This window comes from Vibrio sp. 14G-20, from assembly GCF_026241515.1.
In the GTDB taxonomy this organism is placed as follows: Bacteria; Pseudomonadota; Gammaproteobacteria; order Enterobacterales; family Vibrionaceae; genus Vibrio.
Window position 1 is genome coordinate 55,925 of record NZ_JAPHPW010000015.1, and the last position, 18,497, is coordinate 74,421.

The 18,497-nt window shown below is 46.2% G+C and carries 18 protein-coding genes; 11 read left to right on the plus strand and 7 right to left on the minus strand.

What is annotated here, in order from left to right; all coding sequences use genetic code 11:
* Window positions 1–97: 97 nt before the first annotated feature.
* Together OQJ75_RS14495 and OQJ75_RS14500 are read right to left on the minus strand one after the other, a co-directional pair.
* Window positions 98–2,509, minus strand: a complete 2,412-nt coding sequence (locus tag OQJ75_RS14495) for a bifunctional aspartate kinase/homoserine dehydrogenase II (protein WP_017632081.1) — start codon at window positions 2,507–2,509, stop codon at window positions 98–100.
* Window positions 2,510–2,511: 2 nt separating this feature from the next.
* Window positions 2,512–3,693, minus strand: a complete 1,182-nt coding sequence (locus tag OQJ75_RS14500) for an O-succinylhomoserine (thiol)-lyase (RefSeq protein WP_265973887.1) — start codon at window positions 3,691–3,693, stop codon at window positions 2,512–2,514.
* A 208-nt stretch (window positions 3,694–3,901) separates the two neighbouring features.
* Here OQJ75_RS14500 and metJ point away from each other — a divergent pair, with 208 nt between their 5' ends.
* Window positions 3,902–4,222, plus strand: a complete 321-nt coding sequence (gene metJ, locus OQJ75_RS14505) for a met regulon transcriptional regulator MetJ (protein ID WP_004415993.1) — start codon at window positions 3,902–3,904, stop codon at window positions 4,220–4,222.
* A gap of 201 nt (window positions 4,223–4,423) precedes the next feature.
* On the opposite strand, the gene OQJ75_RS14510 is transcribed toward metJ, so the two are convergent.
* Window positions 4,424–5,713 carry a malic enzyme-like NAD(P)-binding protein gene (locus OQJ75_RS14510; RefSeq protein ID WP_248388963.1) on the minus strand — a complete coding sequence of 430 codons (1,290 nt, stop codon included), beginning with the start codon at window positions 5,711–5,713 and terminating at the stop codon, window positions 4,424–4,426.
* 334 nt (window positions 5,714–6,047) lie between these two features.
* On the minus strand, window positions 6,048–6,266 hold the full coding sequence (gene rpmE / locus OQJ75_RS14515; RefSeq protein WP_004737142.1) for a 50S ribosomal protein L31: 219 nt from the start codon (window positions 6,264–6,266) through the stop codon (window positions 6,048–6,050).
* Window positions 6,267–6,597: 331 nt separating this feature from the next.
* Here rpmE and priA point away from each other — a divergent pair, with 331 nt between their 5' ends.
* The 7 genes from priA (at window position 6,598) to rraA (ending at window position 14,542) form a co-directional block, all read left to right on the plus strand.
* The gene (priA, locus tag OQJ75_RS14520; protein WP_265973886.1) at window positions 6,598–8,799 is read left to right on the plus strand and encodes a primosomal protein N'; all 2,202 of its coding nucleotides are present in this window, start codon (window positions 6,598–6,600) and stop codon (window positions 8,797–8,799) included.
* A gap of 239 nt (window positions 8,800–9,038) precedes the next feature.
* Window positions 9,039–10,043 carry a DNA-binding transcriptional regulator CytR gene (cytR, locus tag OQJ75_RS14525; RefSeq protein WP_210442147.1) on the plus strand — a complete coding sequence of 335 codons (1,005 nt, stop codon included), beginning with the start codon at window positions 9,039–9,041 and terminating at the stop codon, window positions 10,041–10,043.
* A gap of 122 nt (window positions 10,044–10,165) precedes the next feature.
* Window positions 10,166–10,705, plus strand: coding sequence for an SPOR domain-containing protein (locus OQJ75_RS14530; RefSeq protein WP_265973885.1), 540 nt, complete (start codon window positions 10,166–10,168; stop codon window positions 10,703–10,705).
* A gap of 224 nt (window positions 10,706–10,929) precedes the next feature.
* Window positions 10,930–11,478, plus strand: a complete 549-nt coding sequence (gene hslV, locus OQJ75_RS14535) for an ATP-dependent protease subunit HslV (RefSeq protein WP_004729692.1) — start codon at window positions 10,930–10,932, stop codon at window positions 11,476–11,478.
* Between the two features lie 58 nt (window positions 11,479–11,536).
* Window positions 11,537–12,877, plus strand: coding sequence for an HslU--HslV peptidase ATPase subunit (gene hslU, locus OQJ75_RS14540; RefSeq protein ID WP_009848880.1), 1,341 nt, complete (start codon window positions 11,537–11,539; stop codon window positions 12,875–12,877).
* 155 nt (window positions 12,878–13,032) lie between these two features.
* Window positions 13,033–13,950, plus strand: coding sequence for a 1,4-dihydroxy-2-naphthoate polyprenyltransferase (locus OQJ75_RS14545; protein ID WP_265973884.1), 918 nt, complete (start codon window positions 13,033–13,035; stop codon window positions 13,948–13,950).
* A 73-nt stretch (window positions 13,951–14,023) separates the two neighbouring features.
* Window positions 14,024–14,542: a ribonuclease E activity regulator RraA gene (rraA, locus tag OQJ75_RS14550; RefSeq protein WP_265973883.1), complete on the plus strand. Its 519-nt coding sequence runs from the start codon at window positions 14,024–14,026 to the stop codon at window positions 14,540–14,542.
* 109 nt (window positions 14,543–14,651) lie between these two features.
* On the opposite strand, the gene zapB is transcribed toward rraA, so the two are convergent.
* The gene (gene zapB, locus OQJ75_RS14555; protein WP_009848877.1) at window positions 14,652–14,894 is read right to left on the minus strand and encodes a cell division protein ZapB; all 243 of its coding nucleotides are present in this window, start codon (window positions 14,892–14,894) and stop codon (window positions 14,652–14,654) included.
* A gap of 324 nt (window positions 14,895–15,218) precedes the next feature.
* On the opposite strand from zapB, the gene glpX reads away from it, so the two are divergent.
* From glpX to OQJ75_RS14570, 3 genes are all read left to right on the plus strand, one after another.
* Window positions 15,219–16,226: a class II fructose-bisphosphatase gene (gene glpX / locus OQJ75_RS14560; RefSeq protein WP_048605418.1), complete on the plus strand. Its 1,008-nt coding sequence runs from the start codon at window positions 15,219–15,221 to the stop codon at window positions 16,224–16,226.
* A gap of 198 nt (window positions 16,227–16,424) precedes the next feature.
* Window positions 16,425–17,051, plus strand: coding sequence for a helix-turn-helix transcriptional regulator (locus OQJ75_RS14565; RefSeq protein ID WP_265973882.1), 627 nt, complete (start codon window positions 16,425–16,427; stop codon window positions 17,049–17,051).
* A 136-nt stretch (window positions 17,052–17,187) separates the two neighbouring features.
* The gene (locus OQJ75_RS14570; RefSeq protein ID WP_248373177.1) at window positions 17,188–17,535 is read left to right on the plus strand and encodes a DUF3135 domain-containing protein; all 348 of its coding nucleotides are present in this window, start codon (window positions 17,188–17,190) and stop codon (window positions 17,533–17,535) included.
* A gap of 60 nt (window positions 17,536–17,595) precedes the next feature.
* Here the strand turns inward: OQJ75_RS14570 and OQJ75_RS14575 are convergent, their stop codons facing one another.
* Together OQJ75_RS14575 and OQJ75_RS14580 are read right to left on the minus strand one after the other, a co-directional pair.
* Window positions 17,596–18,024 carry a DUF805 domain-containing protein gene (locus OQJ75_RS14575; RefSeq protein ID WP_248373185.1) on the minus strand — a complete coding sequence of 143 codons (429 nt, stop codon included), beginning with the start codon at window positions 18,022–18,024 and terminating at the stop codon, window positions 17,596–17,598.
* Between the two features lie 45 nt (window positions 18,025–18,069).
* A complete protein-coding gene (locus OQJ75_RS14580) occupies window positions 18,070–18,417 on the minus strand; it encodes a 5-carboxymethyl-2-hydroxymuconate Delta-isomerase (protein ID WP_016793866.1) in 348 nt (115 codons plus the stop codon).
* Window positions 18,418–18,497 lie beyond the last annotated feature (80 nt).

Genomic DNA, 18,497 nt, shown 5'->3' on the forward strand with positions numbered 1-18,497 from the left:
AATGTAGAAAAAAGGCTGAAAAACACATCGTGCTTTCAGCCTTATTTATCTTAGTGAATAGTATGCTATTTACGTACTAAAACAATTGATCTGAGTATCAGAACAGACTAGACATTCTGTTTAGGTCCGACTGAATTGCACCTGCCGTTACTTCACGACCGGCACCCGGGCCACGAATAACCAATGGATTATCTTTGTACCATTTGCTCTCAATCGCAAAGATATTATCGCAAGGCAGCAAGTTCGCTAGGGCGTGTTCTTTAGATAGGGCTTCAACGCCTACGGTTGCCTTACCATTCTTCTCTAAACGCGCTACGTAACGCAGAACCTTTTGTTGAGAGTGCGCTTTCTCTAAACGCTCAGCCAGCTCTTCGCTTAGAACAGAAGCTTTGTCGAAGAAGTCATCCACTGATAGATCTTGTAGCTCTTCAGGTACCAGTGATTCCACTTTTACGTTTTCAGGCTCGATGTCTAAGCCCGATTCACGAGCCAGAATCACCAGCTTACGCATTACGTCTGAACCATCGAGGTCAGCACGTGGGTCTGGTTCAGTCAGGCCTTGTTGCCATGCTAGATCAACCAACTCGCTGAACGGCACCGTGCCATCGAACTGTTGGAACAACCAAGATAATGTGCCCGAAAAAATACCAGACAACGCAATGATGTCATCGCCACTTTCACGCAAGTCACGTACCGTGTGGTTAATCGGCAGACCTGCACCCACTGTCGCGTTGTACAACCAATGACGGCTGATCTTCGCGAAGGCATCTTGTACCTGATGGTAGTACTCGCTTGATGCAGAACCGGCCACCTTGTTCGCCGAGATAAGGTGAATACCTTGTTGTGCGATTTGCAGGTATTTTGCTGCAAGCACTGGGCTCGCAGTCACATCCAGAACCACTGCTTCGTCATAACCTTGAATAGAACCCAAACGCTCTAACCAGTCGTTTCCGTTGTTAGCAATCGCTTCGTCGTCAAAGCGCTTACCTACCGAAGTCGCATCAATGCCTTGGTCATCGAACCAATAAGTTTGGCTATCAACCACCGCAACCAATTCAAAGTTCATTCCACGACGCTTTTCAAGCTCCGCCTTTTGCTCAGCAAACAGGCTTAACCAGCTTGAGCCAATGTTGCCCTTACCACATAAAGCAATCGCAACACGCTTCTGCGCTTGGAATAGTTGGGAGTGAATACCTTTCACTAGGCTTGAGGTTTCACTCTTACGAATCACTGCCACTAAGCTCAAGCCAGAGTTGGCTTCTGAGATGAACTCAACTGGCGAGCTCTTAAGCTGCTGGTAGAAACCGTAACAATGGTTCGGGTTCTTAGTTACGCCAGCACCCACGGCAGCAATCAAAGAGAAACCCTCTTTAAGCTTAATTTCAGCTTCAATCGCATGATCTTGTAGATATTCTAAAGCGCCACCAGCGATCTCTTCTGTGTAAGCAAGACGCAAACAGTGCTGATCCGGTTCAAGCTCATAAGCCAGAGGCTCAAGTTGAGCGCGCTTAAGCCCTTCAAGCACTTCGCTCTCTAGACGGTCGAAATCATGTCCGTGACCAAATGTAAGCTGCACGATAAGCACTTCATCTAAAGAAGTAATGATTTTTGCGCCGCGACCCGATGCCAGTACACGTTCTATCTGTGTAGAGCCCGCCTCTGGCTGATAGCTACAGCGTAAGCTTAAGTCCATAGCACTTTGAGCCACAGGCTGTAGCGTTCGGCTATGAAGCACTGGAGCCGCTAGACGAGCAAGTTCACTCGCTTCATCAAGGCGAAGCAGAGGCAATAGACACGCATCCGAAACCAAACGAGGGTCAGCGCTGTATACACCAGCTACATCACTCCAAATCGTCACGCGTTCAACCTCAGCCAAAGCACCAATCACAGTTGCAGAGTAATCCGAACCGTTACGGCCAAGTAGTACCGTTTCACCCTCAGTGTTTTGAGCCATAAAGCCAGTAATCACGACACGGCAATGTGCATGCTGCGCCAAGGCTTCTTTAATCAGAGGGTAAGAACGTGCGCGGTCAACTTCAGGTTGAGCACCCACTTCTGCACGCAAAAAGGCACGAGCATCTTGAGCTACCGCTTGTAAATCATGTTGGCACAACAAAGCGGCTAGCAGGCGTGAAGACCAAACCTCACCATGTCCTAGCACTTGTGCTTTTTGCGCTTCGCTTAGAGGAGCTGTTAGCTCACCCAAAGCGGTAAATTCTTGTTGAATGGTAGCCGTTAGCTGAGCTGCAGACTCACCTTCAAGCAGCGCTTCAATCAGCTCAAGTTGGAACTGACGCAGTGCCTGCAGACATTCGTGAGCGATACGACCATCTTTGTCGAGCGCTTCAACAAACTCAATCAAGCGGTTAGTGGTTTTACCCGCTGCCGATACCACGACCAAGTCAGTGGCTGACGAGTATTCTCTAAGAATGTTGACCACGCGCTGGTAACACTCAGGATTCGCTAAGCTGCTACCACCAAATTTATGTAGCTGGCGAAAGGTTGCCATTATTAACCCTCCCCTTCAGCGATAAAGCCTTGTGTCTTTTCAAACGCTTGCTTGAGGTCATCAATCAAGTCTTCAGCATCTTCAAGGCCAACAGAAAGACGCAATAACTGTTGAGAAACGCCCGCTTCTGCCAGCGCTTCTTCGCCCATCGCACGGTGAGTCATCGACGCAGGGTGACAAATCAAGCTTTCAACACCACCCAGAGATTCCGCCAAAGAGAATAGCTCTAACTTATCAACAAAGTATTTAAGCGCTTCGAATGAACCTGCAAACTCAAAGCTCAGCATTGAGCCAAAGCCAGACTGCTGTTTCTTCGCGATATCATGACCCGGGTGTTCAGGAAGACTTGGGTGGTAAATAGTGCCGACGAGATCTTGTTGCTGCAGAGACGCCAGAATTTCACGTGAGCTTTCTTCGTGAACTCGCATACGCGCACCTAGCGTACGAATACCACGTAGAGTCATGTAGCTATCAAATGGTGTGCCGGTCGCACCAATACAGTTGCCCCACCACGCTAGCTCTTCAGCGTGCTCTTCCGTTTTCGTGACTACAACGCCACCAATAACGTCCGAGTGTCCGTTGATGTACTTAGTGGTTGAGTGAATAACAAAATCCGCACCCAGCTCTAAAGGCTTTTGGAATACAGGAGTCAAAAACGTGTTGTCGACAGCAACCAGAGCACCAACCTCTTTTGCTTTACGACAAGTTTCTGCAATATCAACCACACGAACCAAAGGATTCGATGGTGTTTCAATTAAGATCAACTTTGGCTTAAGCGCGATCGCTGTATCCAGTGCCGCTTGATCCGATTGATCAACGAACAGAACTTTAAAGTCACCTTTCAGTGAGCGAGTGTTAAACAGACGGTAAGTACCGCCGTAGCAGTCGTGTGGTGCGATAATAAGATCATCGCCACCTAAGAAAGCAGAAACCCATAAGTTAAGCGCCGAGGTACCACAGTTAGTGACCACCGCACCTTTGCCCGATTCAAGCTCAAACAGTGCCGTTTCTAATAAACCTCGGTTTGGGTTACCAGAACGGGTGTAATCATACTTTGGCACTTCACCAAAAGCGGGAAACCCATAGTTAGTCGAAAGATAAATGGGTGGGACAACGGCATGGTGTTGCGTGTCTGACTCGATACCAGTACGTACTGCGATTGTTGCTGGCTTCCGGCTGCTCATAGGTGCTTCCTTACAAGTTTGGCGTCTGGGTATCACAGCCACTTGTGGGGTTTTTGCGGCTGTGTTAGATATATGTTATTCACTTTACTTTCATAAACGTGAGACGTCAACACTTCTAGACGTCTATATGTCTTTGCTTATGGCAGTAAATCCCGCTAAAATCACCACTATTAATTTACTCTAACAACTAAAGTGATGAAGGTACGCAATGGCCGACTGGAATGGTGAATACATAAGCCCATATGCTGAGCATGGAAAGAAAAGCGAACAAGTAAAGAAAATTACAGTTTCTATCCCTCTAAAAGTGTTAAAGGTTCTTACTGACGAGCGCACTCGCCGCCAGATTAATAACCTACGCCATGCAACAAACAGTGAGCTACTGTGCGAAGCCTTTCTACATGCGTACACGGGCCAACCACTACCAACGGATGAAGACCTTCGTAAAGATCGTCCTGACGATATCCCTGCTGAAGTGAAAAAACTGATGACAGAAATGGGTATCGAGTTCGAAGCGTTTGACGAAGAATAAAAACAACTCAGTCACTGCCTTCATTATTGATTCGCTATAGCTGACCCTATTTATCACATCACGCATTGCGTTTTTATGACTGCGCTGTGAATGATAGACATAAAAAAACCGACTCCAGATGAGTCGGTTTTTTATTATTCTTTTTCGTCTCGATAACGAAACGACGATACCAGACGACTATGTCATCCAGTATCTATGTCTCTATGCCATATAGTTAGCAGGCATCTCGATACGAGCTACGCCAGATTCAACAGCCGCTTCCGCAACTGCTCGTGCTACGCGAGGAAGTAGGCGTGGGTCCATTGGCTTAGGAATGATGTAGCCTTTACCGAACTCCAGTGCAGTCTCGCCCGCAGCTGCTAGTACTTCAGCTGGAACTTCTTCTTTCGCTAGTTCACGAATCGCTTTAACCGCCGCTAGCTTCATTTCATCATTAATTTCGCTTGCACGCACATCTAGTGCACCACGGAAAATGAATGGGAAACAAAGTACGTTGTTTACTTGGTTAGGGTAATCACTGCGGCCTGTACCCATGATAAGGTCAGAACGAACTTCGTGAGCAAGCTCTGGCTTGATCTCAGGATCTGGGTTTGAACATGCAAACACAACTGGCTTATCAGCCATCAGTGTTAGTGCTTCAGCTGGAAGCAGGTTAGGACCAGATACACCCAAGAATAGGTCAGCGCCTTCGATAACATCTTCAAGCGTGCGCTTATCAGTGTTGTTTGCGAACAGCTCTTTGTATTCGTTTAGGTCGTCACGACGAGTGTGGATCACACCTTTACGATCAAGCATGTAGATCTTTTCACGCTGAGCGCCGCATTTAATCAGTAGTTCCATACAAGCAACCGCTGCTGCGCCAGCGCCTAAACAAACGATCTTACACTCTTCAAGTTTCTTACCTTGAAGTTCGATCGCGTTCAGCATACCCGCTGCTGTCACAATCGCAGTACCGTGTTGGTCATCGTGGAATACCGGAACATCACAACGTTCAATCAGGCGACGTTCAATCTCAAAACAGTCTGGTGCTTTGATGTCTTCTAGGTTAATACCGCCGAATGTATCTGCGATATTCGCAACCGTATCAACGAACTCATCGATTGTGCGGTGTTTTACTTCAATATCGATAGAATCTAAACCAGCAAAACGCTTAAACAGAAGCGCTTTACCTTCCATAACAGGTTTAGAAGCAATAGGGCCAAGGTTACCTAGGCCAAGAATCGCTGTACCGTTAGAGATAACAGCAACCATGTTGCCCTTACCTGTGTACTTATAAACGTTATCAACGTTCTGTGCGATCTCGCGAACAGGCTCAGCCACGCCTGGGCTGTATGCAAGTGCTAGGTCTTCTGCAGAGTTTGCAGGCTTCGTCAGTTCTACGGCAATTTTGCCTGGAATCGGGAACTCATGGTAATCAAGAGCTTGCTGACGGAATTGTTCTTGAGGTGATAATTTTTGAGAGGATTGAGCTTGGCTGCTGTCTTCAGACATAGGTGTAGGTTCCTAGGATATTATTATTTGGGGGATCTTGTTCATGTTAATGGATGTACTTCAAAGTTCCTAGGTGGTTGAAGCCTCTGTCTCATTAAAAAACGAGATTTCACTACTAATAAGACCAGTGAGCAGTTGAAATTACTATCGCTTGTTGAACTTTCGTGTGGAATTTTGGTGACGAATGATAAGCAAGGAATTGCCGTGCAATAGAATAAAGAGGCAACTTATCGCTAGGTGAGATGGATGCTTGAGTGGGAGTCAGTGATTTTACAAATTACAGGCAACAAAAAAGGACACCGAAGTGTCCTTTTTCATGTCTAAATAGCGAGAATTACTTCTTGCTAGAAAGAGCACCGAAACGCTTGTTGAAGCGATCAACACGGCCGCCAGTATCTACGATACGTTGCTTACCAGTGTAGAACGGGTGACATTTGTCACATACGTCTAGGTGGATTGATTCTTTTGCTAGCGTTGAGTTGAACTCAAATGTGTTGCCGCAAGAACAAGTTGCAGTAACTGCTTTGTATTCTGGGTGGATTCCAGCTTTCATGGGATAACCTCAAGTAGGCCGTGTCGCTATACGATTCTAAGCCGCACACCACACGTAGTTTAAAAAAGAAATAAAGACACCGCATCGACACAAAAGAGTGATGAAGCCATACCTTTAAGGCGCAGTATAGTAATGAATCTATAAGGCAGGATCAACTGATTTGATACATTTTTCACCAATTGTCTCTTTATTTCCTTTATCGACCTGAGATTTCGGCCGCTCGTTGTCTGTATGCACTAACTCGCCGCCTTCATCCAAACTGCTTCTCGAATTTAAGCTCCTTATCCTTTAGACTGTTCGCTCTCGTCAACTCAGATAAAGCCGTCCCTTTATGCGTCCAATGATTGCCCGCGTGGCACTGCCTGTTCCACTCGACAAGCAGTTCGATTACAAGATTCCAAACCACCTATTTCCGATTATTGGTGGACGAGTCTCTGTGCCTTTTGGACGACAAACCTTAACCGGCATTGTCACGGCTCTGGTTAACGAATCTGAATTCGAGCTAGACAAGCTCAAACCCATTAAAGCCTTATTAGACAACCAGCCTGTTTGGCCGGAATCGGTCTATTCACTGTTAATGTGGTGCAGTCAGTTTTATCAGTACCCTCTTGGCGAAACCTTTGCCAACGCCCTTCCAAGCGCCCTAAGAAAAGGCAAAGCCGCCGACTTCGCGACGCTGGTAGAATGGCAGTTAACGCCATCAGGTAAAGACCAACTGATGCAAGGTTTTGGTCGCGCGGTCAAGCAAGCCAAAGTGATGCGCATGCTTGAACACGGTCCGGTTCCTCATCAAGAGTTCATTGATGAAGAAGTTGGCAGTGCAGTACTCAAAACGCTAGAAGAGAAAGGCTGGATTGAATCGGTAGAGAAAAAGCCAAAGCGTCAGTCGTGGCCAGTTGACCTTGAAAACGACCAAGACAAACCTAAGCTCAATGCCGAACAAGCCATCGCGATTGCGACCGTCAATAGCCAGACCGACTTCGGTTGTTTCCTGTTAGAGGGTGTCACGGGCTCAGGTAAAACTGAAGTCTACCTGAATATGATCAAACCGATTCTAGACCAAGGTAAACAAGCGTTAGTATTGGTTCCTGAAATAGGCCTGACACCTCAAACGATTAACCGCTTTAAACGACGCTTTAATGTGCCTGTTGAGGTTATCCACTCAGGTTTAAACGATTCTGAGCGACTGAATGCTTGGTTATCAGCGCGAGACAAAATAGCAGGCATTGTGATTGGTACGCGCTCGGCTCTGTTCACACCCTTCGCTGATCTGGGAATTATCATTGTCGATGAAGAGCACGATGCCTCTTATAAGCAGCAAGATAGCCTACGCTACCACGCTCGTGATGTAGCCATCATGCGTGCTCATAAAGCGCAGATTCCGGTTGTGTTAGGCTCGGCGACTCCGGCCTTTGAAACGCTGCACAACGCTCAGATCGGTAAATACAGTTACCTCACTCTCACCTCACGTGCGGGTGTCGCACTGCCGACCACCAATAAAGTGTTGGATGTGAAGGGTGAATATCTAGAAAGTGGCTTGTCTGCTTCTTTGATTGCTGAGATGCAAAGACACCTCAAAGCGGGCAACCAAGTGATGCTGTTCCTCAATCGCCGAGGGTTTTCTCCCGCATTGATGTGTCACGATTGTGGTTGGACAGCCGAGTGTAAACGTTGTGATGCTTACTACACCTATCACCAATACAGTAATGAGATGCGCTGCCACCACTGTGGCTCTCAGCAACATATCGTGCACAATTGCCAAGGTTGTGGGTCTGCGAACTTGGTGACAGTGGGTGTCGGTACCGAACAGCTTGAAGCGCAGCTTGGCCAGCTATTTCCGGAATACAAAACCATTCGTATTGACCGTGACAGCACCCGCCGTAAAGGCAGCTTAGAAAGCGCACTCGAGTCAATTCGTAAAGGTGAATTCCAAATTCTTATCGGCACGCAGATGCTTGCTAAGGGTCACCATTTCCCTGACGTGACACTAGTGGCGTTATTGGATGTTGATGGCTCTTTATATAGTAGTGACTTTAGAGCTTCAGAACGCCTTGCTCAATTATTCATTCAAGTGGCGGGACGCGCAGGTCGTGCCAGCAAACCGGGTGAAGTCATCTTACAAACTCACCATCCAGAACACGGGTTGTTGCAAGCCTTGCTGCACAAAGACTATAACCACTTTGCTCAGACGGCGCTGGCAGAGCGTAAACAGGCAATGTTACCGCCTTATACCTTTATGACGCTGTTTAGAGCAGAAGCCAATGACACCCGCTTGGTGGAAGAGTTCTTGCGTCAGGTTCGCCACACATTAGAATCTCATCCGCTGTTTGACCAATATTGCATAGTACTAGGGCCAACTCCGGCCCCATTAGCAAAACGAGCAGGCAAATCGCGCTGGCAGTTAATCTTACAGACTCAAACTCGCTCGTTAATGCAAAAGCTATTAATGAGCGCTAAACCGGCAATTAATATGTTACCCGCTGCGAAAAAAGTTCGCTGGTCACTCGACATAGAGCCACAAGATCTAAGCTAAACCCCTCCGGGTTAAAACTAATGATAAGTTTGTTCACAAATATTTCATATTTCTCGTGAGCAACTTCACACGAGTCATGTGATTTTTGTTAATCTAGCCGTAACTTTACACGGATTAAACGAATAAAATATTGCAATAAAAAAAGTGTTAGCAACACTTTCATAATATCTATTCGATTACATTTATTATTCACGCCTTAGATACTTAGGCGACAAAGGAACTTAAAGAGGGTTTAATTTATGGCGACAATGAAGGATGTTGCCCAGCTAGCAGGCGTCTCAACAGCCACAGTATCACGTGCATTGATGAACCCTGAGAAAGTCTCAGTTTCGACTCGTAAACGAGTGGAAACAGCAGTACTTGAAGCTGGATACTCACCCAATACATTAGCTAGAAACTTACGTCGCAACGAATCAAAAACCATCATCACTATCGTTCCTGATATCTGTGACCCTTATTTCGCCGAAATCATTCGAGGTATCGAAGATGCCGCAGTAGAAAATGACTACCTTGTCTTACTGGGTGATAGCGGCCAACAAAAGAAGCGTGAGTCTTCGTTTGTTAACTTAGTTTTCACCAAACAAGCTGACGGCATGTTGTTGCTTGGCACTGACCATCCATTTGATGTCAGTAAGTCTGAACAAAAGAATTTACCACCAATGGTGATGGCGTGTGAGTTTGCCCCTGAGCTTGAACTTCCTACCGTACACATCGATAACCTGACCTCTGCATTTGAAGCGGTGAACTACCTAGCTCAGTTAGGCCATAAACGTATCGCTCAAATCTCAGGTCCTGTATCAGCAACGCTGTGTAAGTTCCGCCAACAAGGTTACCAACAAGCTCTGCGTCGTGCAGGTGTGGCAATGAACCCAGCCTACAGCACAGTCGGCGACTTCACTTTTGAAGCCGGCGCTCAAGCAGTTCGTCAATTACTAGCACTGCCTGAACAACCAACCGCTATCTTCTGTCACAACGATGCGATGGCCATTGGTGCGATTCAAGAAGCGAAGAAGTTAGGTTTACGTGTTCCTCAAGACCTATCGATTGTTGGCTTCGATGACATTCAGTTCGCTCAATACTGCGATCCACCGCTAACCACCATTTCTCAACCTCGTTACGAGATTGGACGCCAAGCGATGTTGATGATGCTTGATCTACTGAAAGGCAACGATGTACAAGCAGGTTCGCGTCTGCTTGAAGCCAAATTAGTGGTTCGAGGCAGTACTGCGCCACCTCGAATGTAAACCTTAGAAATACCAATATAAATCTGCGGCACATTTTGATGTGCCGCTTCCATTTCTGCACTATTATCCTCGCGCAATCTGGATTACCATGAGGGCAGAATCAGCAACTATTGAATTGTCTTGTGGCTAATAGAGATTATGTAAAACGTGGTCGTGGCACTAAAAAACCGACCAAAAAACAAGCCCCTCGCCGTAAACCTTGGCGCAGTGGTCTTTTGGCGATCTTCCTTGTTGGCGGATTTGGTTATGGACTTTACTTATTGAGTAATGATCCTGAGCCACCAGCGCCGGCTCCAGTAGTGAGCAAACCAAAGCCTAAGCCAAAACCAGCGAAAGTGATTCCGCCACCTCCAGAAGAGAAGTGGGACTACGTTGAAACGCTGCCAAGCCGCGAGATTGAAGTAAAAGCCAAAGAGCAACAGATCTCCAAGATCCCTTACATCATGCAGTGTGGCGCTTACAAAACCTCAGCACAGGCAGAAGCACGTAAACTGGATATTGCCTTCCAAGGTATCTCGAGTGAAATCCGTAAGAAAGACGGCAGCAGTTGGTACCGTGTGGTTTTAGGTCCCTACAAGTTAAAGCGTGACGCAGAACGCGATCGCCACAAGCTACAGCGAGCAAAAATCGAACCTTGTGCTATTTGGAAAGACACCGAGTAGTTTTAGATTCAACGGCAGTCTCTTTCTTAATAAAGAAAGATAACCAAACACCGAAAGCCTCCCATTGTGGAGGTTTTCTTTTATCCCCCTCCCCTTTAGCCAAATTTCCTTACAACTTCCGCCGATAAGTTGCACGACATCACTCGCGGTTCCTTGAATTATCCGAGTGCCATCCTCATATACTTTTTATACCCAAAGATAAGAAATATTAAGAGGCCCTACTCGTGACTACCATTGTATCTGTACGTCGTAATAATAAAGTCGTCATCGCGGGTGATGGACAAGTATCTCTAGGCAATACTGTAATGAAGGGCAATGCCCGTAAAGTACGTCGCCTATACAACAACAAAGTACTGGCAGGTTTTGCTGGCGGTACAGCAGATGCTTTCACGCTATTCGAAAAATTTGAAAGCAAGCTGCAAATGCACCAAGGCCACCTAACCAAAGCTGCCGTTGAGCTGGCGAAGGATTGGCGCAGCGACCGTGCTCTACGTAAGTTAGAAGCACTGTTAGCAGTAGCGGATGAGACCGCTTCACTGATCATCACAGGTAACGGTGACGTAGTTCAACCAGAGAACGACCTGATTGCGATCGGTTCGGGCGGTAACTTCGCTCAAGCAGCAGCTACCGCACTATTAGAAAATACTGATTTAGATGCGCGTGAAATCGCAGAAAAGTCGCTGAACATTGCCGGCGATATCTGTGTCTTCACCAATCATCACCACACTATTGAAGAACTAGAAAGCACCGTTGAGCTGCCAAAGCCAGAGTAACGACCGCTTCCATCAATAACGTTGTATTCAACAGTGATTAAAGAATTAAGGAAAAACCATGTCTGAGATGACTCCTCGCGAAATTGTTCACGAACTCAATCGCCACATTATCGGCCAAGACAACGCTAAGCGTTCAGTTGCCATTGCACTGCGTAACCGCTGGCGTCGTATGCAGCTTGAAGAAAGCCTGCGTGTTGAAGTATCACCAAAGAACATCCTAATGATCGGCCCAACGGGTGTAGGTAAAACTGAAATTGCTCGCCGTCTAGCGAAATTAGCAAACGCGCCTTTCATCAAGGTAGAAGCGACTAAGTTCACCGAAGTGGGCTACGTCGGTAAAGAAGTTGAAACCATCATCCGTGATCTAACGGACGTTGCGATCAAGATGACGCACCAACAAGCGATGGAAAAAGTACAGTACCGCGCTGAAGAACAAGCTGAAGAACGCATTCTTGATGCCCTTCTACCACCAGCTCGTGATGCTTGGGGTCAGAACGAGCAATCAACGGAAGACACAACCTCTTCAAACACTCGTCAGATTTTCCGTAAGAAACTGCGTGAAGGTAAGCTAGACGACAAAGAGATCGAAGTTGATGTGGCCGCGCCGCAAATGGGCGTTGAAATCATGTCACCTCCAGGCATGGAAGAGATGACGAACCAGCTACAAGGCATGTTCCAAAACCTCGCTGGCGACACCAAGAAAAAGCGTAAAATGAAAATCAAAGATGCATTCAAAGCACTGACGGAAGAAGAAGCTGCGAAGCTTGTGAACCAGGAAGAGCTAAAAGAGAGCGCGATCTTCAACGCTGAAAACAACGGTATCGTATTCATCGATGAGATCGACAAAATCTGTAAGCGTGGCGACAGCTCAGGCCCAGACGTATCTCGTGAAGGTGTTCAACGTGACCTGCTTCCTCTTATCGAAGGCAGCACAGTATCAACTAAACACGGCATGGTTAAAACTGACCACATCTTGTTTATCACATCAGGGGCATTCCAAGTGGCTAAGCCATCAGACCTGATCCCTGAACTGCAAGGTCGTTTACCAATTCGCGTAGAACTTGAAGCACTATCAGCACATGACTTCAAACGCATCCTGACTGAGCCAAAGGCATCACTGACAGAGCAGTACATTGCCCTGATGAAAACAGAAGATGTCGGCATTGAGTTCACTGAAGATGGTATCAACCAAATCGCAGACGCAGCATGGCGTGTGAACGAAACTACTGAAAACATCGGTGCGCGTCGTCTACATACCGTCATGGAGCGCCTAATGGATGAGATTTCATTCGACGCAACAGACAGAGCCGGCAGCAAATTGGTGATTGATGAAGCTTACGTAATATCTAAGCTTGGCGAACTCGTAGAAGACGAAGACCTAAGTCGCTTCATCCTGTAGCACAGGAAACTCCAACTTATTGCTCTATCTCAAAGAAATAGCAGCTAATAAGCGAATTCAAGGCCCACTTTCGAGTGGGCTTTTTATTACCCGAAAAATGGGCGTATACTCAAATCACAGTATGAAACGAAGACTTACAAAGAATTAGACCTACGATGAAACAATCTCTACTGATTTGGCTTGATGCCGCACGACCAAAAACTCTGCCTCTCGCACTCGTCTCTATTCTTACAGGAAGTAGTTTAGCGTTCGCCGGTGGTCAGTTTTCTTTATCGATAGCCCTACTGGCATTTTTAACCGCCACCTTATTACAAATTCTGTCGAACCTAGCCAATGACTATGGCGACGCCGTAAAAGGCACCGACAACGAAAATCGTCTGGGGCCAACACGTGCCATGCAATCTGGCGCGGTAACCGCCAAAACCATGAAGCAAGCGATCATCCTCAACATCGTGTTTACCATGGTCGCTGGGCTGATTCTTATTTTTCATGCCTTAACCTCGATTGAAAGTATCTTATCTTTCATTGCGTTAGGCGTATTAGCCATAATGGCTGCCATCGCTTATACCGTCGGTAATAAACCTTATGGCTATATTGGCCTTGGCGACTTATCGGTGTTTATCTTCTTCGGTTTATTAGGTGTTTCAGGGACTTACTTCTTACACACTGGCCATGTTGAACCAAGCCTGTTTCTGCCAGCATTAGGCTGTGGACTGATGGCGGTTGCGGTACTCAATATTAACAACATGCGTGATATCGAAAACGATAGCGAATGTGGTAAGCGCACCATGGCGGTTCGTCTGGGGCAGCGCAAAGCCAAGCAATACCATTTCGCCCTGCTTAGTTTGGCGCTTGCGTCTTTCGCCATCTACCTACTGATTCAAGAAAAACCGGTCTGGATTAGCCTGCCGTTTTTACTGAGCATTATTATTGTGTACAAGCATGGCAAGGCCGTTTGGGAAACCGAAAAGCCAGCGCAGATGGCACCGATGATGCCCGTGATTGTGAAATGCTCACTGGTCACTAACCTATTGTTTGCAGGGGTTGTCGTAGCTCAAACTCTATTGAGTTAAATGAGACTAATCATTGCAAAGGGATCAAGCACCGATATACTCAAAGTAAGCTCATTGTTCAAAAGGTATACTAATGGAATACAACACTTCAGCACTGTGCGACATATATTTGGATCAAGTTGATGTCGTGGAGCCAATGTTCAGCAACTTCGGTGGACGTGCATCCTTCGCAGGACAGATCACGACATTAAAGTGTTTTGAAGACAACGCTTTGATTCGCTCTGTACTAGAGCAAGACGGTCTGGGGCGTGTGTTGTTAATCGACGGTGGCGGCTCACTGCGCAAGGCGCTGATCGATGCTGAGATTGCCCTACTGGCCGAAGACAATGAGTGGGAAGGTATTGTGGTTTACGGTTGCGTTCGTGAAGTCGACGAGCTTGAAGACATGAATCTAGGTATTCAAGCCTTGGCTTCTATCCCTGTTGGCGCGAGCCAAGAAGGTGTCGGTGAGGTAGATGTTCCCGTGAACTTTGGTAGCGTGACCTTCTTACCCGAAGATTACCTCTACGCCGACAACACCGGCGTCATTCTTTCTGCCGAACCTTTAGATGTAGAACTTGATCTGGATGTCGAAGAAGAAGAGGTCGAGTAGCTCACTCAGCTTTGAATAATAAAACAAAGCATAAGAGTACGAAGCATTAGAACGCAAACAAAAACGCCCGCTACTGAGTAGCGGGCGTTTTTTAAATCTGAAGAGTCGATTACTCTACGTCATCCATTTTACCAAGAAGGTTACGGATGCGATCTTGCCATGCAGAATGCTCTTCCTGCATTTGCTGAGTTTTTTGCTCTAGCTCGTGACGGCTTGCTTTAAGCTCACCAGCTTCTGTTGCTAGTGCTTGTTTCTCTTCTTTAAGCTCTTCAACTTCCATTTGAAGAAGTGCAATTGTATCTACTGCTGTTTGAATTTTTGCTTCTAGCTGCTCTAGTACTTCAAAAGACATTCTGGCCTACCTTTAAGTTATCCGTTTGATGGTGAAGGTTCACTCCACTTATTTCCCCATTCTACTCAGCAGAGCAAGGATAAACACTCTATATATTCGATATTTTGCGCCATTCGATGAAAAAAACAGCGCTTTTTACCGAATATTGACGTGAACGATTACCGCCACAACGGCAAACCGATTATTTTGATGAATAATAACTGTTTTCCACTGCGAATTGATCGAGAGCAATCTCCAAAAAACAAAAAGGCAAACGTTTTCTTTTGGATATGGTAAAATTCGCCGCGAAATTTCTATTCCCCCTTTGAAAGTTTTGGAGTCCGCATGAAACGCGATTTAGCAATGTCATTCTCTCGTGTCACAGAAGGTGCAGCACTAGCTGGTTACAAGTGGCTTGGCCGTGGCGATAAAAACGCTGCAGATGGCGCTGCTGTAGAAGTAATGCGTAGCCTATTAAACAAAACCGAAATTAGCGGTGAAATTGTTATCGGCGAAGGTGAAATCGATGACGCACCTATGCTATACATCGGCGAAAACGTAGGTGTGGGCGGCGACGCTGTCGACATCGCAGTTGACCCAATTGAAGGGACACGCATGACAGCAATGGGCCAATCAAATGCATTGGCTGTATTGGCGGCAGGCGAAAAAGGCAGCTTCCTTAAAGCGCCTGATATGTACATGGAAAAGTTGGTTGTTGGCCCTGGCGCTAAAGGTGTGATTGACCTAGAACTACCACTAACAGAAAACTTAGAAAACATCGCTAAAGCATTAGGTAAAACACTCGATACTCTAGTCGTAACCACGCTTGCTAAGCCTCGTCATGATCAAATCATCGCCGACATGCAAGCTATGGGCGTTCGTGTATTTGCTGTGCCAGACGGTGATGTTGCAGCTTCTATCCTAACATGTATGCCAGACAGCGAAGTAGACGTCATGTACTGCATCGGGGGCGCACCTGAAGGTGTGGTTTCGGCTGCTGTTATTCGTGCACTCGATGGCGACATGCACGGTCGTCTTCTACCTCGTCACGAAGTTAAAGGCGACACAGAAGAAAACCGCAAGCACGGTGAACTTGAACTTGAGCGCTGCGCAGAAATGGGCGTAACGGCGGGTATCGTGTTAAAGATGGAAGACATGGCACGCAGCGACAACGTTGTATTCTCAGCTACGGGTATTACTAAGGGTGACTTACTAGAAGGCATTTCTCGACAAGGCAATATCGCAACCACAGAAACTTTGCTTATCCGTGGTCGCTGTCGCACGATTCGTCGCATCAAATCTATCCACTACCTAGAGCGTAAAGATCCAGAAGTAGTCGGTCATATCCTGTAAGCTAAAACTCGGTTAAACAAAATATTCGAAGGCTGATACCAAGTATCAGCCTTTTGTTTTATTGGTGCACCAGAATCTCACCATGGCTGCAGATCGAGTAAAACGCTATCTATAGAGTAAATCATCATCAATATAGTAAATGGTTTGCTTTATAAACACCTTGCCTCATAATAGTAAGGTTCATGAGGTAGGGATAGTATGAAAACAAGCGACAAAATCTTACAGACCATTAAGCGTCAAGGCGCGGTAACCGCGAAACAACTGTCAGAAGAATTTGGCATGACGACAATGGGTGCAAGACAACATCTGCAAATCCTGGAAGATGACGGTATTCTTGCGTTTCATGATGTGAAAGTGAAAGTGGGTCGCCCGACTCGCCACTGGTCCCTGACTCAACAAGGCCATAGCCAATTTGCAGACCGACATGGTGAACTCACCATTCAAGTGATTGATGCTGTAGAAAATCTATTTGGTAAAGAAGGACTGGCTAAGGTTGCTGCCGAGCGTGAACAACACACACTCAAACAGTATAAAACTGCGCTGTCTGACTGTGATTCACTTATCAGCAAGCTTAAAAAACTCACCCAACTTCGTGAAGACGAAGGCTACATGGCTGAGCTTCAAGAGCATGATGACCACTACATCTTGATTGAGAACCACTGCCCTATCTGCAAGGCTGCAACTCGCTGCCCTAGCTTGTGCCAATCTGAACTCAATGTGTTTACTGAGTTACTAAAAGATGAGTGCCACGTGAGTCGCACTGAGCACATTATTGCTGGTGAGCGACGTTGTACTTACACTTTAACACCCACACCTTTATCGTAATCCCAAACACTAAAGCCTAGCGCCAAGCCACTGATCTCGTCTCAATATTGAGAAAACCCCAATAGAACAAAATTTGTACAGAATTCTTTCTTAAGCTTATAGCATATGAAACATGCTTAATGCTAAGGAAGGAATGATGGCACATCCACAACCCACTCAAAAACTGCCACCCTTTGATGAACTTGTCCAACTCGCGAAAAGCGATCCGAAAGCATTCAATCAATTCAAACACGAGATGTGCGAACAGATGATTTGTTCGGCTTCAGACGTGATGCAAGACCGACTTCGCGCACAACAAAGTCACATCGACTTAGTGGTTAGCCGTTGTAAAAATCCACATCATGCCAATGTCGTGCTTATGCAAGAGCTACGCTGTCAGGTTTGTAAGTTCCAAGAGGCGCTCGAAGGGCGCTGCGGCTTTGAAGAATCTCTACCTGAAAATGTCGTGCCTTTTAAGCCGAATACCGAACCTAAAATGTACTAAAAGTAGCAAAGTATTAAAAAGAAAAAGGGAGCGTAATGCTCCCTTCTATCTATTCATTGATCAATATTTACATGGGTCTTCGCCGTAGTCATTACGGCCTTCAGTGCCTTTCAACAAGCCACACTCAATCAGAATCCACAAACCACATACTAATGCTGCAACCGTTGCTGCCATGTGAACTGGCGACACCGACTCTGTTGTCGTTGCTACCATTGGCGAAGCCAAACGCCCAAGCACCAGTGGCACGTTCAACAACAGCCAGTAGTTCGACTTATTGCGGTCGTGCCAGCGTTTAGCGGTAATTGCAAGATCCGGGATAACCAGCAACAGTAGAAAGATTGGTAGCAGGATATAGGAATATGCAGGGAACAGAACAGAAATACCAGAAGCAAAACCAGTAATCGCTACATAGTAGAAAACATTCCAAATCCAGTAAGTCTTACGACCAATCCTCCCCTTGAAAGAGAGCAGTAATTCTTTCATCGACATCTTAAATACTCAAATTTATACACCGCTAAAAGTCAGCAGCAATGGTTAGTTTATTACTTTTTGAAAGCAACTTTTATCCATATCACGAATATTCACCGTTAAGCTTCTTACATGACTCGCTTGTTCTTGCAGGATCTGCATTAACGATCGTGACAATTCTCGCTTTTGCTCTTCCGTTCGTCCCGAAAGTAACTCAAAGCTGATATGAATAAAGTCTACACTATCTTCCTCCTCACCGACCAACCAATTATGGCAACGCAGTGAACGAGATTTCACTGACGGCACATCAAACAAGCCACATGTGAGAGCGACTTGATGGAGATCTTCCAGTAAGCCTTGGATATTCACTCTCTCATCCACTGAATTTGAGTACTCTAGAACTAGATTCGGCATTGTTACTTCCTGTTGTTAACGCAATCGTTTGTCCCTTAATAACAACTAACGATGAAAAATCCGAGAAGTTAGCTATTATT

Excerpts from the sequence above, each read along its gene's own strand:
- OQJ75_RS14495 (WP_017632081.1), bottom strand. The coding sequence starts at position 2,509 with ATGGCAACCTTTCGCCAGCTACATAAATTTGGTGGTAGCAGCTTAGCG.
- OQJ75_RS14500 (WP_265973887.1), bottom strand. The coding sequence starts at position 3,693 with ATGAGCAGCCGGAAGCCAGCAACAATCGCAGTACGTACTGGTATCGAG.
- metJ (WP_004415993.1), top strand. The coding sequence starts at position 3,902 with ATGGCCGACTGGAATGGTGAATACATAAGCCCATATGCTGAGCATGGA.
- OQJ75_RS14510 (WP_248388963.1), bottom strand. The coding sequence starts at position 5,713 with ATGTCTGAAGACAGCAGCCAAGCTCAATCCTCTCAAAAATTATCACCT.
- rpmE (WP_004737142.1), bottom strand. The coding sequence starts at position 6,266 with ATGAAAGCTGGAATCCACCCAGAATACAAAGCAGTTACTGCAACTTGT.
- priA (WP_265973886.1), top strand. The coding sequence starts at position 6,598 with ATGCGTCCAATGATTGCCCGCGTGGCACTGCCTGTTCCACTCGACAAG.
- cytR (WP_210442147.1), top strand. The coding sequence starts at position 9,039 with ATGGCGACAATGAAGGATGTTGCCCAGCTAGCAGGCGTCTCAACAGCC.
- hslU (WP_009848880.1), top strand. The coding sequence starts at position 11,537 with ATGTCTGAGATGACTCCTCGCGAAATTGTTCACGAACTCAATCGCCAC.
- OQJ75_RS14545 (WP_265973884.1), top strand. The coding sequence starts at position 13,033 with ATGAAACAATCTCTACTGATTTGGCTTGATGCCGCACGACCAAAAACT.
- rraA (WP_265973883.1), top strand. The coding sequence starts at position 14,024 with ATGGAATACAACACTTCAGCACTGTGCGACATATATTTGGATCAAGTT.
- zapB (WP_009848877.1), bottom strand. The coding sequence starts at position 14,894 with ATGTCTTTTGAAGTACTAGAGCAGCTAGAAGCAAAAATTCAAACAGCA.
- glpX (WP_048605418.1), top strand. The coding sequence starts at position 15,219 with ATGAAACGCGATTTAGCAATGTCATTCTCTCGTGTCACAGAAGGTGCA.
- OQJ75_RS14565 (WP_265973882.1), top strand. The coding sequence starts at position 16,425 with ATGAAAACAAGCGACAAAATCTTACAGACCATTAAGCGTCAAGGCGCG.
- OQJ75_RS14570 (WP_248373177.1), top strand. The coding sequence starts at position 17,188 with ATGGCACATCCACAACCCACTCAAAAACTGCCACCCTTTGATGAACTT.
- OQJ75_RS14575 (WP_248373185.1), bottom strand. The coding sequence starts at position 18,024 with ATGTCGATGAAAGAATTACTGCTCTCTTTCAAGGGGAGGATTGGTCGT.
- OQJ75_RS14580 (WP_016793866.1), bottom strand. The coding sequence starts at position 18,417 with ATGCCGAATCTAGTTCTAGAGTACTCAAATTCAGTGGATGAGAGAGTG.